The organism is Marinobacter bohaiensis, assembly GCF_003258515.1.
Taxonomy (GTDB): domain Bacteria; phylum Pseudomonadota; class Gammaproteobacteria; order Pseudomonadales; family Oleiphilaceae; genus Marinobacter_A; species Marinobacter_A bohaiensis.
The window spans coordinates 1-17120 of record NZ_QGEH01000001.1 but is presented as its reverse complement, the minus strand read 5'-3'; the positions used below and the strand labels follow the sequence as shown (position 1 = coordinate 17120).

The 17120-nt window shown below is 61.9% G+C and carries 12 protein-coding genes; 3 read left to right on the top strand and 9 right to left on the bottom strand.

Going from position 1 to position 17120, the window contains the following annotated elements:
* Positions 1 to 11: 11 nt before the first annotated feature.
* Together DKK67_RS00060 and DKK67_RS00055 are read right to left on the bottom strand one after the other, a co-directional pair.
* A complete protein-coding gene (locus DKK67_RS00060) occupies positions 12 to 2207 on the bottom strand; it encodes a xanthine dehydrogenase family protein molybdopterin-binding subunit (RefSeq protein ID WP_111493200.1) in 2196 nt (731 codons plus the stop codon).
* Between the two features lie 3 nt (positions 2208 to 2210).
* Positions 2211 to 2672, bottom strand: coding sequence for a (2Fe-2S)-binding protein (locus DKK67_RS00055; protein WP_111493198.1), 462 nt, complete (start codon positions 2670 to 2672; stop codon positions 2211 to 2213).
* A gap of 321 nt (positions 2673 to 2993) precedes the next feature.
* On the opposite strand from DKK67_RS00055, the gene DKK67_RS00050 reads away from it, so the two are divergent.
* Positions 2994 to 3689, top strand: coding sequence for a hypothetical protein (locus DKK67_RS00050; protein ID WP_111493196.1), 696 nt, complete (start codon positions 2994 to 2996; stop codon positions 3687 to 3689).
* A 52-nt stretch (positions 3690 to 3741) separates the two neighbouring features.
* Here DKK67_RS00050 and DKK67_RS00045 read toward each other — a convergent pair whose 3' ends face one another.
* The gene (locus DKK67_RS00045) at positions 3742 to 6381 is read right to left on the bottom strand and encodes a nitrate reductase (protein WP_111493194.1); all 2640 of its coding nucleotides are present in this window, start codon (positions 6379 to 6381) and stop codon (positions 3742 to 3744) included.
* A 415-nt stretch (positions 6382 to 6796) separates the two neighbouring features.
* Here DKK67_RS00045 and DKK67_RS00040 point away from each other — a divergent pair, with 415 nt between their 5' ends.
* Positions 6797 to 7414 (top strand): ANTAR domain-containing response regulator, encoded by a 618-nt coding sequence (locus DKK67_RS00040; RefSeq protein ID WP_111493192.1) that lies wholly within the window; start codon positions 6797 to 6799, stop codon positions 7412 to 7414.
* A gap of 14 nt (positions 7415 to 7428) precedes the next feature.
* Positions 7429 to 8604: an ABC transporter substrate-binding protein gene (locus tag DKK67_RS00035; protein WP_228160473.1), complete on the top strand. Its 1176-nt coding sequence runs from the start codon at positions 7429 to 7431 to the stop codon at positions 8602 to 8604.
* Positions 8605 to 8684: 80 nt separating this feature from the next.
* Here the strand turns inward: DKK67_RS00035 and DKK67_RS00030 are convergent, their stop codons facing one another.
* The 6 genes from DKK67_RS00030 to DKK67_RS00005 form a co-directional block, all read right to left on the bottom strand.
* Positions 8685 to 9551, bottom strand: coding sequence for a DNA ligase (locus DKK67_RS00030; RefSeq protein ID WP_111493190.1), 867 nt, complete (start codon positions 9549 to 9551; stop codon positions 8685 to 8687).
* A gap of 91 nt (positions 9552 to 9642) precedes the next feature.
* A complete protein-coding gene (locus tag DKK67_RS00025) occupies positions 9643 to 10122 on the bottom strand; it encodes an acyl-CoA thioesterase (RefSeq protein ID WP_111493188.1) in 480 nt (159 codons plus the stop codon).
* Between the two features lie 227 nt (positions 10123 to 10349).
* A complete protein-coding gene (locus DKK67_RS00020) occupies positions 10350 to 11405 on the bottom strand; it encodes a hypothetical protein (protein WP_111493186.1) in 1056 nt (351 codons plus the stop codon).
* Positions 11398 to 15462 carry a hypothetical protein gene (locus DKK67_RS00015; protein ID WP_111493184.1) on the bottom strand — a complete coding sequence of 1355 codons (4065 nt, stop codon included), beginning with the start codon at positions 15460 to 15462 and terminating at the stop codon, positions 11398 to 11400. The genes DKK67_RS00020 and DKK67_RS00015 overlap by 8 nt, the downstream gene beginning before the upstream one ends.
* A gap of 12 nt (positions 15463 to 15474) precedes the next feature.
* Positions 15475 to 16038, bottom strand: coding sequence for a DUF4123 domain-containing protein (locus DKK67_RS00010; protein WP_162628692.1), 564 nt, complete (start codon positions 16036 to 16038; stop codon positions 15475 to 15477).
* A 14-nt stretch (positions 16039 to 16052) separates the two neighbouring features.
* A partial coding sequence (locus tag DKK67_RS00005; RefSeq protein ID WP_162628691.1) for a type VI secretion system Vgr family protein occupies positions 16053 to 17120 on the bottom strand: 1068 nt, incomplete at its 5' end.

Below are 17120 nucleotides of genomic sequence, written 5' to 3'. Positions count from 1 at the left end.
GTGTCGCCTCCTCAGCTGACGATCGGAACCAGGGGTAACCGGTAAACGCTCTTGCCGGTCAGCCGTCGCCAGGCGTTGGCGATGGCCGGGCCGGAGGGCGGTGTGCCGGGCTCCCCCACACCGGTGGGCGGTTCGGCGGAGCGAATCACTTCCACCTCCACATCGGGCATCTCGTTGATGCGCAGGGAGCGGTAGCGGTCGAAGTTGGCCTGCTCCACCCGGCCGCCGTCGCCGAGGGTGATGGCGTCGTAGAGAACGGCGCCGATGCCATAACCGATGCCGCCTTCCATCTGGGCGCGGATAACGTCCGGATTGACCGGCACGCCGCAGTCCACCGCACACCAGATCTTATGCACCCGCGGTTCGCCCGCGCCGTTGTCGGACACTTCCGCGATCTGCGCCACGAAACTGCCGAAGCTCTTGTGCACGGCCACCCCTCGGGCGCGCCCGTCCGGCACGCTGCCGGCGGCGTCGACCATGTCGGCCACCTTTTTCAGCACGCCGCTGTGGCGCGGATGCTTGTCACCCAGCAGCGCCAGACGACCTTTCACCGGATCGGTTCCGGCTCGTTCCAGCAACTCATCGAGGAAGGTTTCGTTGGCGTAGGCGTTGTGGGTGTGTTCCACGGACCGCCACCAGAGCGCAGACACGCCGTTGTCCATCAGATGCTGCCCCACCCGCAGGTTGGGCACCCCGTACGGCAGTTCCTTGGAGCCTTCCACCGCCGTGGCATCGATGCCGTCCTTGATCATGAACTGCTCGAACGCGGTGCCTTTCATGAAGGACTGCACGGCAATCTGCTGATCCCAGGCGACGATGTTGCCGTCGCTGTCCAGCCCGCCGCGCAGGCGATGCACCGCCAGCGGTCGATAACGGCCGCCCTGGATGTCGTTTTCCCGGGTCCACATCAGCTTGACCGGGCGCTCCGAGCCCAGCGCCTTGGCCACCTGGGCCGCTTCCGCCGCAAACTCGCCGCCCGGCTGCGCCCGGCGGCCGAAGCTGCCGCCGGCGTATTCGGTGTACAGCGACACTTTCTCCGGCGGCACGCCGAACACCTGGGCGATGGCGCCATGGTCCATGGTCTGGATCTGCGTCCCCATCCAGGCCTCAACCAGGCCCTCCCGGAAGCGGATCACAGCATCGAGGGTTTCCATCGGTGCGTGCGCCAGGAACGGGAAGTAGTATTCCGCCTCGATCACGGTGTCGGCGGAGGCCAGTGCCGCCTCCACATCGCCTTCAAGCCGGGCGTCCAGCCCCGGCTGTTTCACGGCCTGGCTGTAATCCTGCTCCATCCGCTGGGTGGAGCGGGTTTCCCCCTGGCTCTCATCCCAGGACACGTTCAGCGCCTTGCGGCCTTTCAATGCGGCGTGGGTGTTCTCGGCGTAGACGGCCACGCCGGCGGGCACGGTCTTGACGTCGATAACCCCTTTCACCGCCCGCGCGTCGGCATCGTCCACAGAGGCCACGGTGGCGCCGAAGACCGGCGGATGCAGGATGGTGGCGACCACCAGCTGCTCGGGATAACGATCCAGCGTGAACATCTGTTTGCCGTCGGATTTGTCGCGGGAATCCAGCTTCGTCAGCTGGGTGCCGATCAGCTTGAAGTCGTCCGGTGATTTCAGCGGCGGATCGCTGGGAGGCGCTACCTGCGCCGCCTCCGCCACCAGTTCGCCAAACGAGGCGCTGTGATCACCGTGACGGACTTCGCCCCTCTCGACGGTGATCGCCGAAGGCTCCACCTGCCAGCGCTTGGCGGCCGCCTGCACGAGCATGACCCGAGCCGCCGCCCCGGCCTTGCGCATCGGCTCGTAGGAACTGGCCATGGCGGTGGAGCCGCCGGTGCCCTGTAAGCCGAACAGCGCGTTGGTGTACTTTTCGGTATTGGCCGGGGCCAGTTCCGCCTTCATCTGGCCCCAGTCCGCGTCCAGCTCTTCCGCCACCAGCGTGGCCAGGCCGGTCACCGGCCCCTGGCCGAACTCGATGTGTTTGACGATGACCGTCACCGTGCTGTCCGGATCGATCCGGACGAAGGCGTTGGGCGCCATGGCCCCGCTATCAGCCGCCGATGAGGCCGCTTCTGCGAACGCCCGCCCCGGCAGGTGGGCCCCGATGACCAGACTGGTGGCGACCGCCGCCGAGCCCTTGAGGAAACCGCGACGGGTCAGCCCCCGCTCCTGCGGCGTCTCAACGCGAAATGGATACGTCATGGATCAGCCCTCCAGCGTCTGCGCCGCCTGGTGAATGGCCTTGCGGATGCGCACATAGGTGGCGCAGCGGCAAATATTGCCGGCCATCGCCTGGTCGATGTTGTCATCGGTGGGCTTGGGGATTTCCCGCAGCAGGGCGGCGGCGGACATCACCTGACCGGACTGGCAGAATCCGCACTGGGGCACGTCCAGCGCCACCCAGGCATCCTGCACGGCCTGGGCTTCGCGCCCGCCCAGCCCCTCGATGGTGACCACCTGACCACCGTCCACCTGCGAGATGGGCGTGATGCAGGAACGCCGGGTGAGCCCATTCATGTGGACGGTACAGGCGCCGCACTGGGCGATGCCGCAGCCGAACTTGGTGCCGGTCAGTCCAAAATGATCGCGGAGCACCCAGAGCAACGGGGTGTCGGGCTCGACGTCCGCGGTCACCTCTTTGCCATTGAGCTGGAACGTGAATGCCATAACGGCCTCCCATCAGGAACGGCCCGACTGATCGGCGCTGCCCTCGAAAAAGGCCAACACCGGCAACCGTCGGGCTCTTTTATTATCGGGAACGACTGGCTGGATCCCGGCTCGGGGCAGAAAGCATGCTCGGCCAGTCATTGCTGTTTGGAGCGTTCCTTTAAAGCTAGTCAGGCGACGTAGCGCTTACAAACCCAATCCTTGGCAAATCCTGCAGCAGGTTTGGACAAGCCAGCCGGACTTCCGGGGTTGCCTCGACGACCCGGGGCGATTATCGTTTTCGGGAGTCACGCCTACCGATCACACCTAACCATCGAGCTCATGCCAGTCAGCCCGGAAACCGCACAGCAGATTGCCCAGCTTATGGGCCGCGCCACCGAAAACGTTCTCTGGCAACCGGCCCGGGACTGGGTCCGCCAGCGCTCACGCAAGAGCGAGCTGACCTGCCGCGCCGGCCGCGGACAGGCCACCTACCACCGCTTCGATCCGGCCAACGGCGAGCACCTGATCACCTACGGCCAGCGCATGGTGGCCGCCAAGTTCGAAGCCCACAGCAGCCAGGGCTGGCTCTCCACCCGCGAAATCCAGCGGCGCGGCTACTTCGACGGCGAGGTGTCCACCGCCAACCTGCTTGCCCACACCTGCTGCCACGAGTTCGCGCACCTGCTGCAGAGCATCAGCGGCGGGCGCCGGCACGGGTCGGTTCACAACGCGGCGTTCTACAAGATCCTGGATGAACTGCACGCCAGCGGCGGCGCCCGCGCGGTGCGCCATCACCTGGTCGATCAGTGCGAAGGTCGGGGCATCGTTTTACCGCGGGAGGGGATGGATCTGGTCGCCGCGGAAGCCGACAGCCGCCGGTTTGCGGTGGGGGATGATGTGCGCTTCGGTCATGAGGAGCGCCCCCGGGAAGGGCGGGTGATTCGAGTCAATCGCCGTACCTGCACGGTGCAGGGCACCGGCCGCTGGCGTGGCGCGCGCTACCGGGTGCCGCTGTCGATGCTGACGCACCGCTAGCGTCCCTCACCCTTCCTGCTCCTGAGCCCCTTTCTCTATAAACGGGGATTATTCACCCGGCTTCCTGCGTCACCGACGGCTCGGCCAGGCATTTGCGGATTTCCGGTAGGCAGGAGCCACAGTTGGTCCCGCACCTGAGTTTGTCCCCCAGGGACTCGACCGAGTCGGCACCCGCCTCGACCGCCGCCTCGATCTGCTTCTGCCCCACCTGGAAGCAGCTGCACACCACCGGGCCGATGTCCGGCTGGTCGGCATCGCGCCCGGCCAGGATGGCGCGGCGCTCGTTCACCGACAGTGATTCGCGGGCGAAACACCCGGCGAGCCAACCCAGATCCGGAAACGCGCACCCGGCGGGCTCGACCATCAGCAGGGCCAACAACCGGCCCTGATGAAAACGGGCCGCCCGGTAGCGCCCGACCCGGGCATCAGCCATTTCAATCTGGGGCCGCCCGCCCAGCCAGCGTCCGGCCCAGTCCGGCCAGTCGGGTGTCTGTTCCCCGGCCAGCCACCAGCTTTCGCAGCCATCCAGCGGCACCCGGGCCCATTGCTCCGCCTGCCAGTAGCGGGGGAAATCCGGACTGCACAGGAGGCGCGCTTCCCAGCGGGTGTTGAGCGCCGTCAGGCGGGCCACGCCGTGCTTGGACTCCGGTTGCCCCGATACGGGGTCCACCACCGCGCCCATCAGCCGGGATGCCAGGGCGTCGCTGGCGAACTGCCGGTTCCAGTGGATCGGCACGAACACCTCGCCCCGGCGCTGTTCCGGTACCGACTGGATGCGGCCGGCGAAACGCCCCCAGGGTCCGTCGAGCTGGCCCAACTGCCCGGCCTCCAGACCCAGCCGGGCCAGATCGTCGGGATGCACCTCGATGAACGGCTCGGCGCGATGCTGCCAGAGACGCGCGGCACGGCCGGTGCGGGTCATGGTGTGCCAGTGGTCGCGGATGCGGCCGCTGTTGACGATCAGCGGGTAGTCCGCGTCCGGGCGCTGATGCGGTGATTCGGGGCTTATGGCAACAAACCGGGCCCGGTGGTCCGCGGTAGCGAACCGGCCGTCGCCGAACAGACGCGCGCCCCCCTCCGGATGCTGCGCGTTGACCGGCCACTGGATCGGCGCCAGCGCGTCGTAATCGGCGGCCGGAATCCGGCTCAGGCCGCCCAGGTCGAAGGCCCGCTGCCCGTCGTTCTCGAACGCCGACAGCGCCGCGTGCTCCCGAAAGATATCCACAGGCGCCTGATAGTCGAACGCCGCGCCATGGCCCAGCGCCTGCCCCATCCGGCTGATGATCCACCAGTCGGGTTTTGCCTCGCCGGCCAGCGGCAGGAAGGCGCGCTGCCGGGAGATACAGCGTTCGGAATTGGTCACCGTGCCGTCCTTTTCGCCCCAGCCGGCGGCGGGTAGCTGGATGCGGGCGTAGGCGGCGGTGTCGGTGTCCGCAACGCAGTCGGAGACGATGACCGTGGGGCAGCGTTCCAGCGCCTCGCGCACCCGGTCGTTGTCGGGCAGGCTCACCGCCGGATTCGTCGCCATGATCCAGAGCACCTTGATGTCGCCGCGATGCACCGCGTCGAACAGGTCCACGGCCTTGTAGCCCGGCCCGCCCGCCAGTCCCGGCGATTGCCAGAAACGCGTGACCCGGTCCCGGTCGGCGGGCTCGTCGTAATCCATGTGTGCCGCCAGGGTGTTGGCCAGGCCACCCACTTCCCGACCGCCCATGGCGTTGGGCTGGCCGGTGATGGAGAACGGCGACGCCCCGGGCTTGCCCACCCGACCGGTCGCCAGGTGACAGTTGATCAGGGCGTTGCCCTTGTCGGTGCCCGAGCTGGACTGGTTCACGCCCTGGGAGAACATCGTCACGGTGCGGTCGTGCTCGGCAAACCACTGGAAGAACCGCAACACCTCGGCTTCGTCCAGATCGCACCCGGCCGCCACCGCGGCCACGCTGGGCGCACTCTCTCTCGCGGCGGCGAGCGCACGGTCGAAGCCTTCGCAGTGATCGTCGATATAGTTCTTGTCCAGCCGCCCCTGTTCCGCCAGCCAGGCCAGCAGCCCGTTGAACAGCAGGGCATCGCTGCCCGGACGCAGGCTCAGATGCAGGTCGGCCAGATCGCTGGTGGCGGTGCGGCGCGGGTCGATCACCACCACGCGCCGGCCGTCCCGCGCGGCGGCCTTCATACGCTGGAACAGGATCGGGTGGTTCCAGGCGGCGTTGCTGCCCACCAGCACCAGCAGGTCGGCCAGCTCCAGGTCCTCGTAGCAGCCCGGCACCACGTCCGCCCCGAAGGCCCGCTTGTGGGCGGCCACGGCGGACGACATGCACAGCCGCGAATTGGTATCCACGTGGGGCGTGCCGATGAAGCCCTTGGCCAGCTTGTTGGCGGCGTAGTAGTCCTCGGTAAGCAGTTGGCCGGACAGATAGAAGCCCACGGACCCCGGCCCGTGAGTTTCGACCGCCTCGCGGATGGCGTCGGCGCCGGCCTGGATGGCCTGGTCCCAGGACACCCGGTGCCCATCGACACGCGGCGCCAGCAGGCGCCCGTGGTCACCGAGGGTCTCGTGCAGGCTGGAACCCTTGACGCACAGGCGCCCACGGTTGGCCGGATGGCTGTCGTCGCCACGGACCGCGCCTCTGGGATCAGCCAGTACGCCGCAGCCGACGCCGCAGTAGGGACAGGTGGTTTTGCAGGTTGTCATTGCCTCGTTACTCACGGACCTTTGCTGCTCCCGGCCCGGCACCCATAAAAAAACCCGGGCGCGACGACGGCCTGGAATATTGGCCTCGTCACGCCCGGGCTTCGTTGCCTGGACCTTGTCGGCGCCGGCCGGCGATTGTCGCCGCAGCCTGCGCAAAATGCATCTGTCCCTCTCGAAAGCAAGTTTAAGGCCAGACGAAACCCCACGATTCCCGGGCAAATCGGCCCAGCCAGCACCCAAAACAGTGCAAAGCGCCCAAAATTGAACCGGTTTGGATCAGCCAAAACCGGCCCGGCGCCAACCCCTGACTTTCTCAATTATCGTAAAAAATCAGCATTTCAGGGACTTACTGAAATAACCCCGGGATCTGGTCAGGAAGTTGCTTATTCCCGGACAGACATCCGAGGACATAGCCATGAACGCTTTTGACCCACTCCGAATCCTGTTGATCGACGACGACACCGAGCGGGCCGACACCGTCCGCAAGGCGCTTGAGGCGGAAGGTCACGAGGTCATCAGCCACCGCCCCAACGCGGTCGGTCTGACCGCTGCGGTGGCCCGCGACGAGCCGGACATGGTCATCATCGACATGGACCTGCCGGACCGCGACACCCTGGAAAACATGAGCACGCTCAACGACCATGCGCCGCGCCCGATCGTGTTCTTCGCCCAGGAGCAGAGCGACCGCAACACCATCCAGGCCGCCGTGCGCGCCGGTGTGAGCGCCTACGTGGTGGACGGCATCCAGCCGCAGCACGTGCGCGGCATCATCGACACCGCCGTGGCCCGCTTCGAGGCGTTCCAGTCCCTGCGCGAAGAGCTGCAGGAGACCCGCACACAGCTGGAAGAGCGTAAGCTGATCGACCGCGCCAAGGGCCTGATCATGAAACGCGAACAGTGCGACGAGGCCGAGGCCTACCGCGTGCTGCAGAAAGCCGCCATGGACCACAGCCTGCGCATGGGGCAGATTGCCCAGCGGGTGATCGACATGCTCGGCAAGGATGACGCCGGCAACCTCCAGCGCGCATCCTGACGCGGGAGGTACCGATGGTGGCCGACCCGATTCCGCTGCACCGCCGCAAGGGCTTCAAGTTGAGGCTGGGCTTCGTTCCGCTGCTCGACAGTGCGCCGCTGATCATCGCCCACGAACTGGGGCTGTTCTTCCGCGAAGGCCTGGACGTGGAGCTGGTCCGTGAAGGGTCCTGGGCGTCCCTGCGCGACAAGGTGTCGTTTGGCCTGCTGGACGGCGCCCACATGCTGGCGCCCATGCCGCTGGCCATGTCCCTGGCCACGGATCGCCCGCGCGTGCCCATCACCACCGCCATGGTGCTGAGCCGCAACGGCAACGGCATCACCGTGTCCACGTCCCTCTATCCCAAGCTGGTGTCCGCCGGCGCCGATCGCAACGACCCGCTGGCCTCGGCCCGCGCGCTGGTCGATGTGGCCCAGCGTCGCGGCTCGCCGATCCAGCTGGCGTCGGTCGCGCCCTGGTCAAGTCACGACCTGCAGCTGCGCGACTGGGTCGCATCGGCCGGCCCGGACGCCCGCCAGCACATCCAGATCGTTCCGGTTTCCCCCATCCAGATGATGGACGCGTTCCGCGCCGGTGCCATCGAGGGCTGCTGCGTGGGTGAGCCCTGGAACAGCCTGCTGGAATGGCAGGACCTGGGCGTCATCCTGCACGCCGGTCACCAGATCTGGCAGAACTCCCCGGAGAAAGTGCTGGGCATGCGGCAGGACTGGGCCGAACAGCATCCCGAGATCCATCGCCGGCTGATCCGCGTGCTGCTGCGCGCCTGCCAGTGGCTGGACGACCCGGACCACCATCCGGCCCTGCGCGACATCCTCTCGGACGAACGCTACCTGGGTAACCAGGTCCAGGCCCTGGACGGTCACCCGTTCTCACTGTTCCACCCGCGCCTGCACCAGCACTTCTTCCGCGACAGTGCGAACTTCCCCTGGCTGTCCCAGGCTCACTGGCTCACCACGCGCCTGGCGCGCTGGGGCCAACTCGACGACGCCAGTGCCGAGGACATCCGCACCATCGTCAAACCGGCCATCTTCCGGGAAGCTGCCCGGGATGCCGGCATCGACACGCCCAAGGTGGACGCCAAGACCGAGGGCAATCATTACCTCAGCCACGTCATCGAAGGCCGCGAAGGGCCGGTCAACGTGGCGGGCGATACGCTGATCGGCGAGCAGATTCACCGCTGGCCGGGCTAGCCCGCCGTGCGGTGAACCCTCTGAAGAACCGCTTAAAAACCTCTGAAAGCGCCCTGCCCCGACCGCTCCCAACCCGGCGACTATTCTTCCGCTGGCTCGTCGTCACGCACCCGCATAAAACTGGCGAAACGCGGCAGGCCAGTGGATGTGTAGCCGTAGAACTTGTAGGTGACCGTCGCCCCCATCGCCGGCGGATGCGCCCGCTGCTCGTCGCTGAAGCCCGTACCCAGCTTGAATCGCCGCCCGTCCGACCGCTCCACCACCAGCGCACCCAGCATGCCCTCGTATTTGCCCTTGCCGGGTGAATAGCCCACCACATCGGCTTCCGCGTCCTGGTACTTTTTCACCTTCAACAGATCGTCGTTGCGGCCGGCGTGGTAGCGGCTGTCGCCGCGATGGAGCATCAGCCCTTCGGCGCCAGCGGCCACCACATCGTCGAGTCGGCCCATTAGCGCCGCGTGAGTGGTGCCCCGGGTTTGTTCGATCATCGACAGGTAGGGCGATGGCGAGGGTTGCAGCAGGCGCTGCATCGCCGCAACGCGTTCCGAGAAGGGCCCGGGATGCGCCGGCAGGTCGAAGATCTCGTAGTGGACCTGGCGCCATTCGGCATCCACCGGCTCAAGCTTACGCACCACCCCGGACAGCTCAGAGAAGGTGCCGCGCCCCAACCAGAGCTCGCCGTCCATGGGCGTGTCCGGAAAATCCCGGGTGAACCAGTCGGGCGCGTGAAAGCGGTGGCCCTGGCGCGAGACGAGCTTGTCACCGTCCCAATAGGCGCGCACGCCGTCCAGCTTTTCGCTGACCCAGTAGTCTTCCAGGGGCACGCCCTGCTCGTACACCTGGGCCAACGTGAGCTGCGGGACACCGGCCATCGCCGGCCCGGCCAACAGAAAAACGAGAACGAGAACAAGAAAGGGCGCCCACGGGCGCGGGTGGGTATGGGTCATGGCACACTCCCTGTGTCATTGAATGAAAACGCGTGTGGTCAGCGGCCCCCTCCGTGAGGCCGGCTGCCCATCGGCAGTTTACAGGCGGCGATCAAAGCCCGTGCACGTGCACCGTCTCCTCCTGCAGCTTCTTGCGCATGTCCATCAGCCGCTGGGCGGAATCCCGCTGCTCGATGTCGATCGGATCCGTCGGCACCCAGGCCGGGATCGGACTCGGCTGGCCCTGATCGTCCACCGCCACCATGATCACGATGCAGCGGGTGGTGGTCGAACGCTCCGTTTCCGTCGGGTGCCCGGCCTCCACATCGATGGCGATGTGCATGGACGTGTTCCCGGTGAGCACCACCTTGGCGTTCACCTCCACCAGATTGCCCACCAGGATCGGCTTCACGAACCGGATCCCGCCGGCGTAGGCGGTGATGCAGTACTTACCGCTCCACCCCGCGGCGCAGGCATAGGCCGCCAGATCGATCCACTTCATCACAGCCCCGCCGTGGACCTTGCCACCGAAGTTCTGGTCGGTCGGCTCGGCAAGGAATCTCAGGGTTACTTCACGTTGGGTTCCGGGCATGGCGGTTGGCCTCTGTTGTTGACGGCTGTCTGATGCGGGTTTGTCCGCTTCCATAGCGGTAAGGATCGGTTATGGGGGCGGGTTTTGCGAGGTGGCTACAGTTTCGAGGAATATCGCGGGCCAAGCAACGGTTTAACGGCCTTCGGCTTGCCGACTGAGATCATTAACGGGGTGGGAAGCAAAACGAACTTCCCGTGCTCGCTTTGCTCGCCATAAAAACGCATGGCCTAACTACTTGAGTATACGACCTTGCCGGCCATAATATTTTCCCGGCTCAGCATGCTCATCATTCGCACGTTGAGGTTCATTTCGCTCTCGCAGGCCTTGAACGTCTCATCGTCCATATCACGCCAATAGCGTTCCGGGCGGTTGGTTTGACGATCGTGCTCGGCGGTCACCGGGTCCTTGTGGCGATAGGGTTCCAATACCGGAATATCAGGCAGGGGTCGGCTGACGTCCATGTAGTTCTGGATAAAATCCCACATGGCATAACAGGACTCGGGCAGGCTGTGATCGCCCGTCGCCGCTCCTATGTCGACTTCGCACTGGCTGTACCGGTGGAAAAGCCGCAGCCGGTTCAACGCACCATAGCGGTCTGCTCGGGCGCTGACCCAGGCATCGAACTCGATAAACGGGAACTGTTTGGCATCTGGTTTGCCGCGCGGAATAAACGGGATTTTGAATGGGTACTTCCAGACGGTCACGATACCGGTGCGTCTGTTGAGCTCCCATATAGGACCTTTTCCGGCTTTCAACACCCAGCGGAGACAGTACTTAATAAGCAGGCGTGAGATTAACCAAATTCCTCCGGGTATACCAAACAGCCAAACGAAAAAATCCCAATCACCTATCGTTCGTTGCCAGTAATGCATTTCCGAAGAAGAAAACCAACCTAACAATACGGTAGCAATGGTAAGAGGAAACAAAATCTTCAAGGCAAGCCTGGAAAATCCCTCTGCTAGATCCAAGAGCAGAACTCGCCTGGCCAGCGGCGCAAAACGGAAGCACTCATGATCCATTTCCCCCTGATCATTAATGCTGTCGAGCAAACTGCCATGTTGCTCAATCTTACGCAGCAACTCCGGCGTTGCGACGTTATAAACTCTGTCGGGTACAACGTCTTCTGCATGCCCCCACGGTAAGCGGACTGCCGTCATGCGTTTTAGCGCCGACTGATTGGGATCCGAGAGTTGCGGCCGCTGCCGTGGCAGCTTATCCGGATGGTAGGCTGAATTCCCATAATAACCATCAACCCCGTCTTTCATTGCCGCCAAATCATCCATTTTGATTAACCTTCTCATCGAACCAGAAATCTTTGCCCGTTTCCGAAAAGTCCGGCGTTGTATGGTCCAGATCTGTCTTATCATACTTCAATGGATCGTCTGGTGGCGGTGCCGGGAATACCACCTCACGCCCTTCGTCCTGGACGTGAATCTGGGCCCTTACGCTCCAAACATAGGTATACAAACTTGTTCGTGTGCCTCCAAACCAGGTTCTATTTTCAACTCTACGGGGCTGGGGAGCCTTTAAATAAACAAGCCATCCGTTATCTATCTTCTCTTCATACAAGGCATACCTTTTCAGTTCCTCGCCCCCAATAAGGCGTTCCCCTGGAGGCAATTCAACCCGGCCTCGACCCGTTTTTTCAGAGGGGTTGGAATCGACGTGTGCATCAACTTTTTCTATCAGACGCAAGTAAGCGTCCACTCTTTTGTGCTCGGCATCTTCGAACAAACCAGGAATGGAACTCTCAATCCGCAAACAGGAATCTGCCGCAAGTTGTGCTTCCAGGAGCTTACCTTCGCTCTCGATGGTTCCATTTAGCACGTCAGAGCGTTTATCGTTCGGCTCAAGAGATATTCGTACTCCCATTAACAAACTGATCAATCGGTAGTACGCTTCGTCAGGATCTTTAAGAAAAGCCAGTTCCGTCAAATCACCAAACGGCCCGTGACGCATCCAGGTCTCGATTGGATCCTCGCTAAACCACCAAACACCAAGTGCTCCCGCAACCGATAGTGCAATTCCAATGACCAGCCACCATATGGGGCCCAGTATAAGGCCCGCGCCAAAAATGCCGTTGATCACCATAGCGAAACTGCCGGCAGCAAGCAGACTGTAACTAATGCCGAGACCGGTGTTGCCCATGTCAAAAGCATGAGAAGCATCGAACAAAAATATAACGCCGGTAGCAAAAGCGCCTGCTGCACCCAGTGCAGCTCTCATAACAACCGGTCCGCCCACCAACTTTTCCAGCACTATTCCGACCAAACCGCCAACATTTCTGTCCAACTTTGCTGAAATAGCCGTAACGAATCGACTCGTCCGGCCAAGTTGTGCTGGTATCGCGTTCTTGAATCTTTCTGCAAGAATGCTTGCCGTAACAGTAAAATCGTACAAAGCACTCCCCATCCCCGCCATAGCTCTGTTTCCGCCCCGCTTCCTGGTTAGGGCGGAAAAGGAGCTTGAGTTAGCGGTAACGTTATATGCCTCTACTAACATGACAAATGCCGGCAAAACAGGAGTATTCAAAGAGCGATATGCTACCCCACCCCTAGTTTCGGCAATGACCTTTTTCGGAGCATCTATATCCTCTCGCAGCGAACCCATCCGTGATGTAAGCGACTTGAATTTTTTACTTGCCTCATCAAGTTGTTCAGTTGCAGTTTGAAGACGCTGCCGGGCGTTGATACTCGCTTCTCCCCCTTCAACGAAAGCCTTCCTGGCCGCCTCTGCCTGTTTCTCTGCCGCGATGACCGCACTTTCCTTGCTGCTGAGTTCGAACAGAGCCTTTGCCGCCTTGGCACTCTTCGGTAAGACGAGAAGCCGCGCTTCTTCTGGCACTTCCGAGTCAATCCCCTGAGCGTTCGCCCGCCTTCGATTGGTCGATGCGACAGCCGTTCGTTCTCCGGTGCTGTCATCAAAGATGTCACCAAAAACTCGAACACCTTGGTTCATGTTCGATTCATCGGCCAAATCATCCAGCCAGCCAATCACGTAATAATCACTTTGCAGAGCCTTGGAAAGTCGCTCAAACGTCATTTCACCCCAAAATTTGGGTAGTGAGGCTCGAATCTGCTGTAAGGATCCTGCGTACAAACGCATCTTTGCGGTTATGGCCTTGCTATTGATCGCGTTCAACTGCCTTGCTTTTACTTGTCTGGCTTGCTGCAAGTTCCTTTTTTGTTCGCCAAGCTCTTCATACAGTTCATCGGCTCTTGCGACGGTATTTCTAGCGTCCGCTCTTTGTTTCCTCAGGTTCCCTCGCTCGTCATTGACTTCTTTCAGCTGCTTGTCGAGGTCCGCCAACTCCTGGCGCTTCTTCTTGAATTCAGGATCATCGGTCAGCTTTTTCTCCGCGTCATGAATGGCTGACCAAAGTTCGCCGTGGATATTCATCAGAATCCCACTGCCAGCCCGCACATAGAATGCCAGCATCGACGTGAAAGCGCCCTCACTTGCGGCCGCAACGAGTTCGAGACCGTGAAACGACTGGACGTCTTCCACCTTAGGCAAGTCCGCATTCTCCAACTTCGCTAGCTCGGTCCCGCGAAACAGACCGCTGCCATCGTTTTCTTCCAGCTCACCTGGCACAACGTATGGGGATTCGAGCGTTTCGGGAGTTGCCTTGGGGAAAAGAATGCTATAGAGCGAAGCACTGTTCTCGCCCCGACAAAAGCCTCGAAACCATTGCTTTGCATCGTTTTCTGAGGTGTCGCCTTTGTGCAGGTTCAGTGCATCGGCTTCGCGAGAGTCTTTTACCAGATCCTTCATGATACCGCTGACGAACTGAAACGCTCCGGCGTAGTCGAAACCATCGCACGTAAACATATCGGTCAACGCGCTTTGTATTCCAATATTGTTAACGGCGACCAATAAGTCACGCTGGAGATGCTCAAAATACCGTTGCGCCATCGTCCGTTCAGAGTTCGCAACCGAACGATCAATTTCATTGCGGCCGGTTGAAGACAGCTCCGAAATAAACTTGTGGAGAGGGTTTGGCTTACCATCGAAGTCGGAAGGCACGATGGTGGAATGGACAAGAAATGCCGAATCGAAATAGGGCCGACATTTGGCCCTTCTTACCGCCGCACTGTTGAACCAGTCAGCAATCAACTTTCGCTGGGTAAGATAGCGTAGACGATAAATGCCATCGTCTACCGAGATGCATCCAATGCCTCGATCCCGTGCATCCTGCAAAGCGTCAGGAACACACTGACCGCCTGATTCCCAGAGTGAAGGCTCCGAAGCCCCGGCGTTATCGCTCTGATCCTCTTGCGTTGCTTCGTCTGCGTTGTCGTTGCTGCTTTCCAGTTCTTCCAAGGTTCTTTCAAGGCAAAGCGATAAAGCGCCCATTTCCGGGCGTTCGTCGTCATATATCTCATCCTGTGGCTCTTGGGACTCTTGCCTTTGGTGTATGGCTTTGGCGTCATTCCAACTCGTTGTGGGGTATTCACCATTAACATCACACAGGTAGCGTTCAGGGCGGTCACACTGCCACTCTGCTGCCGGTTTGCGAGACCGCTGGGGATCCAGTTTCTCGGCGAGAAAAGCATGTTCAGGCCCGGTGCCGAGCCGGCGCGTTTCACCCTCTTCAGTCTCCGGCGCTCTGATCTCAAGATTAATGAGATTGAACCGGTCTTCTCGATTTCGGCCTGTTTTCTCGAAATAGCTCAAACGGGCGGAAGGCAGTTGAAACTCACTGTAGGCCACCTGGATATCCAGCCAAGCACCATCTATGCGGGCAGGCAACCAGATCTCCGACAAACCCTTGCCCGTCGCTTTTCGGGAACCGTACTCGAACCCACCATCTGCACGGTACTGCGATATTGGAACGTCGTGGTAAGTGGTCACACCCTGTTCGGAGATTCGGATTTCAATTTCTCTCCAGAGTTTTCCCTGATGAAATAAATAGAGAAAACCTGCACGCAGCATGACGTGATGGGCTGGGTTGCTTTCCTTCAGAGTGACGCCCTGGATCAATGTCGCCGGAACCACGGGAAGGATCACATGCTTCTGGCGCTCTTCCTGCCGCTCAACAGCCCCTTCCTCCTTCAGAAACGGCACCCGGATCGGCGCACCTTCGTCAGCCGCTATCTCCAGCCAGACGTTTTTGTCGGCCTCGCCTTTCATCGGCCAGACGTGCAGGATGCTATCGTCCAGCTCTTCCTGTTTGACCTGGCTCTCCAGCCATTCCTGCTGAACCATGTCCGTGGTGTCGTAAAGGCGAAACGCCTGACCTTCAGGGTGTTGTTTGCCAATCACTTCAATGATCAGGTTCTCGCCTTCACAGGCCGGACCGGTGCTGGCAGACGCTTGGCTCGATTGATTTTCCGACATCCTTGTCTTCCTTTAACTGGGGGACTGGCCGCTGTTGCGGCGGCTGGCGAGGGCTGAAAGCGCCTGGAGCTGAACCGGGCTGAGGCTGGGCCCTGCTGGATCTGAAACGGGTTCCGGGTATTCGATGGAGCGCCACTGGCCTGAATCGCCCTCCTCCAACCAATAGTGCCCCTGCTGGATCATGCGGCTGGCCGTTTCATTCACTGAACAGAGCTCATGCCAGATGAGCGGATCGTAGTAACGCAGCAAGCCCGTGCGGGGCGGATCAAAGGCAACCGTCAGGCGCTGCCGGGCCCAGCCCATAACCGCATCAAAATCCTCTGAAGATTCCAGGATCAGGCCGCGCCAACCGTCAGGATCCTGCATTTCGGAGATGACATGGCTCAGAAAAGCGGAGCCGGCTTCTGTGGCTACCAGGAAGGGACTTTCCGATTGGTAGGGACTCCATTCGGTGTCCGCAAACAGATACTGCCATTGAGGCTTTGGCTCCAGTTCGTACAAAACAGGTAATACGGGCCGCTTTGGATGACCCTCGATAATGACGAACACGGTCTTGCTGTTCAGCTTCGGCTTCATGATCATCAGCCCTTCTATGCCGTGGCCGATTTGCCACAGGGGCAATCACTGAGCGGGCACGTACCGTCCGGCTGTTCCTGGCACTGTTCGACCAAGGCTGTACGCTGAATCCGGCCCTGTTTCAGGCGGTGCGCAACCACCGGTTTGGCATCGGCGCGCTGGGCGACTTCGGCCAGAGCCACGGGCTCTACTTTCGCCCCCGTATGCGCCGCCAACCCCTGAGGCACCTCCGGCACCTTCGCCGCCTGCCCCGAGCCACTCCCGGCCGAGCCGCCGGCGTTGAGGTTGATCGCGGGGCCGCTCAGTGCCACGCCGCTGGGGTCGATCTTGACGAAGCTGCCGCCGCCTTTGAGGGTGATTTCGGCGCCGGCTTCGATGACGGCTTTCTGGCCGGCCTTGACGTGCAGTTCCTGGCCGGATTCGCTGAGCCAGGCGGTGCCGGCCCTGATGTGGAGGCTGCCGGTGACGTCGAAGCTGTGGTCTGCCCCGACTTTCTCCCGCTTCTCGCCGGTCACGGTGCTGTGGTCGTTGGCCTGGATCTGGGTGTAACGGTCCTGGTCGACAGTCAGGTGGCTGTTGTTGTGGACCACTTCGGTGCGGTCGTTCTCGGTGAGCAGGTCCAGGTCTTTCTGGGCGTGGACGTAGATCTGTTCCTTGTCCGCCTCGTCCTCGAAGCGCAGTTCGTTGGAACCTTCGCCCTTGTGGGTCTGGGTTTTCAGGGTGGTTCTTGTCTTGTGCTCCGGCAGCGCGTAGGGCGGCGTGTTGGTGGCGTGGTAGGTGCGCCCGGTGATGATCGGCTGGTCCGGATCCCCGTCCAGGAAGGAGACGATGACTTCGTGGCCGATGCGCGGCAGGGCCATGAAGCCGTAGTTGCCCCCGGCCCAGCCCTGGCTGACCCGCAGCCAGGCGCTGCTGTGTTCGTCATTTTGGCTGTAGCGATCCCAGGGAAATCTTACTTTGACCCGGCCGTGCGCATCGCAGTGGATCTCTTCGCCGGCCGGGCCGGTGACGATCGCGATCTGCGGGCCGTCCATGATCGGGCGGTTCGGCGTCTTGGGGCGCCAGGTCTTGTCGCCGGGGAT

Bases quoted from the DNA above. Each gene is read 5' to 3' on its own strand.
- DKK67_RS00060 (WP_111493200.1), bottom strand. From the start codon at position 2,207: ATGACGTATCCATTTCGCGTTGAGACGCCGCAGGAGCGGGGGCTGACC.
- DKK67_RS00055 (WP_111493198.1), bottom strand. From the start codon at position 2,672: ATGGCATTCACGTTCCAGCTCAATGGCAAAGAGGTGACCGCGGACGTC.
- DKK67_RS00050 (WP_111493196.1), top strand. From the start codon at position 2,994: ATGCCAGTCAGCCCGGAAACCGCACAGCAGATTGCCCAGCTTATGGGC.
- DKK67_RS00045 (WP_111493194.1), bottom strand. From the start codon at position 6,381: ATGACAACCTGCAAAACCACCTGTCCCTACTGCGGCGTCGGCTGCGGC.
- DKK67_RS00040 (WP_111493192.1), top strand. From the start codon at position 6,797: ATGAACGCTTTTGACCCACTCCGAATCCTGTTGATCGACGACGACACC.
- DKK67_RS00035 (WP_228160473.1), top strand. From the start codon at position 7,429: ATGGTGGCCGACCCGATTCCGCTGCACCGCCGCAAGGGCTTCAAGTTG.
- DKK67_RS00030 (WP_111493190.1), bottom strand. From the start codon at position 9,551: ATGACCCATACCCACCCGCGCCCGTGGGCGCCCTTTCTTGTTCTCGTT.
- DKK67_RS00025 (WP_111493188.1), bottom strand. From the start codon at position 10,122: ATGCCCGGAACCCAACGTGAAGTAACCCTGAGATTCCTTGCCGAGCCG.
- DKK67_RS00020 (WP_111493186.1), bottom strand. From the start codon at position 11,405: ATGGATGATTTGGCGGCAATGAAAGACGGGGTTGATGGTTATTATGGG.
- DKK67_RS00015 (WP_111493184.1), bottom strand. From the start codon at position 15,462: ATGTCGGAAAATCAATCGAGCCAAGCGTCTGCCAGCACCGGTCCGGCC.
- DKK67_RS00010 (WP_162628692.1), bottom strand. From the start codon at position 16,038: ATGAAGCCGAAGCTGAACAGCAAGACCGTGTTCGTCATTATCGAGGGT.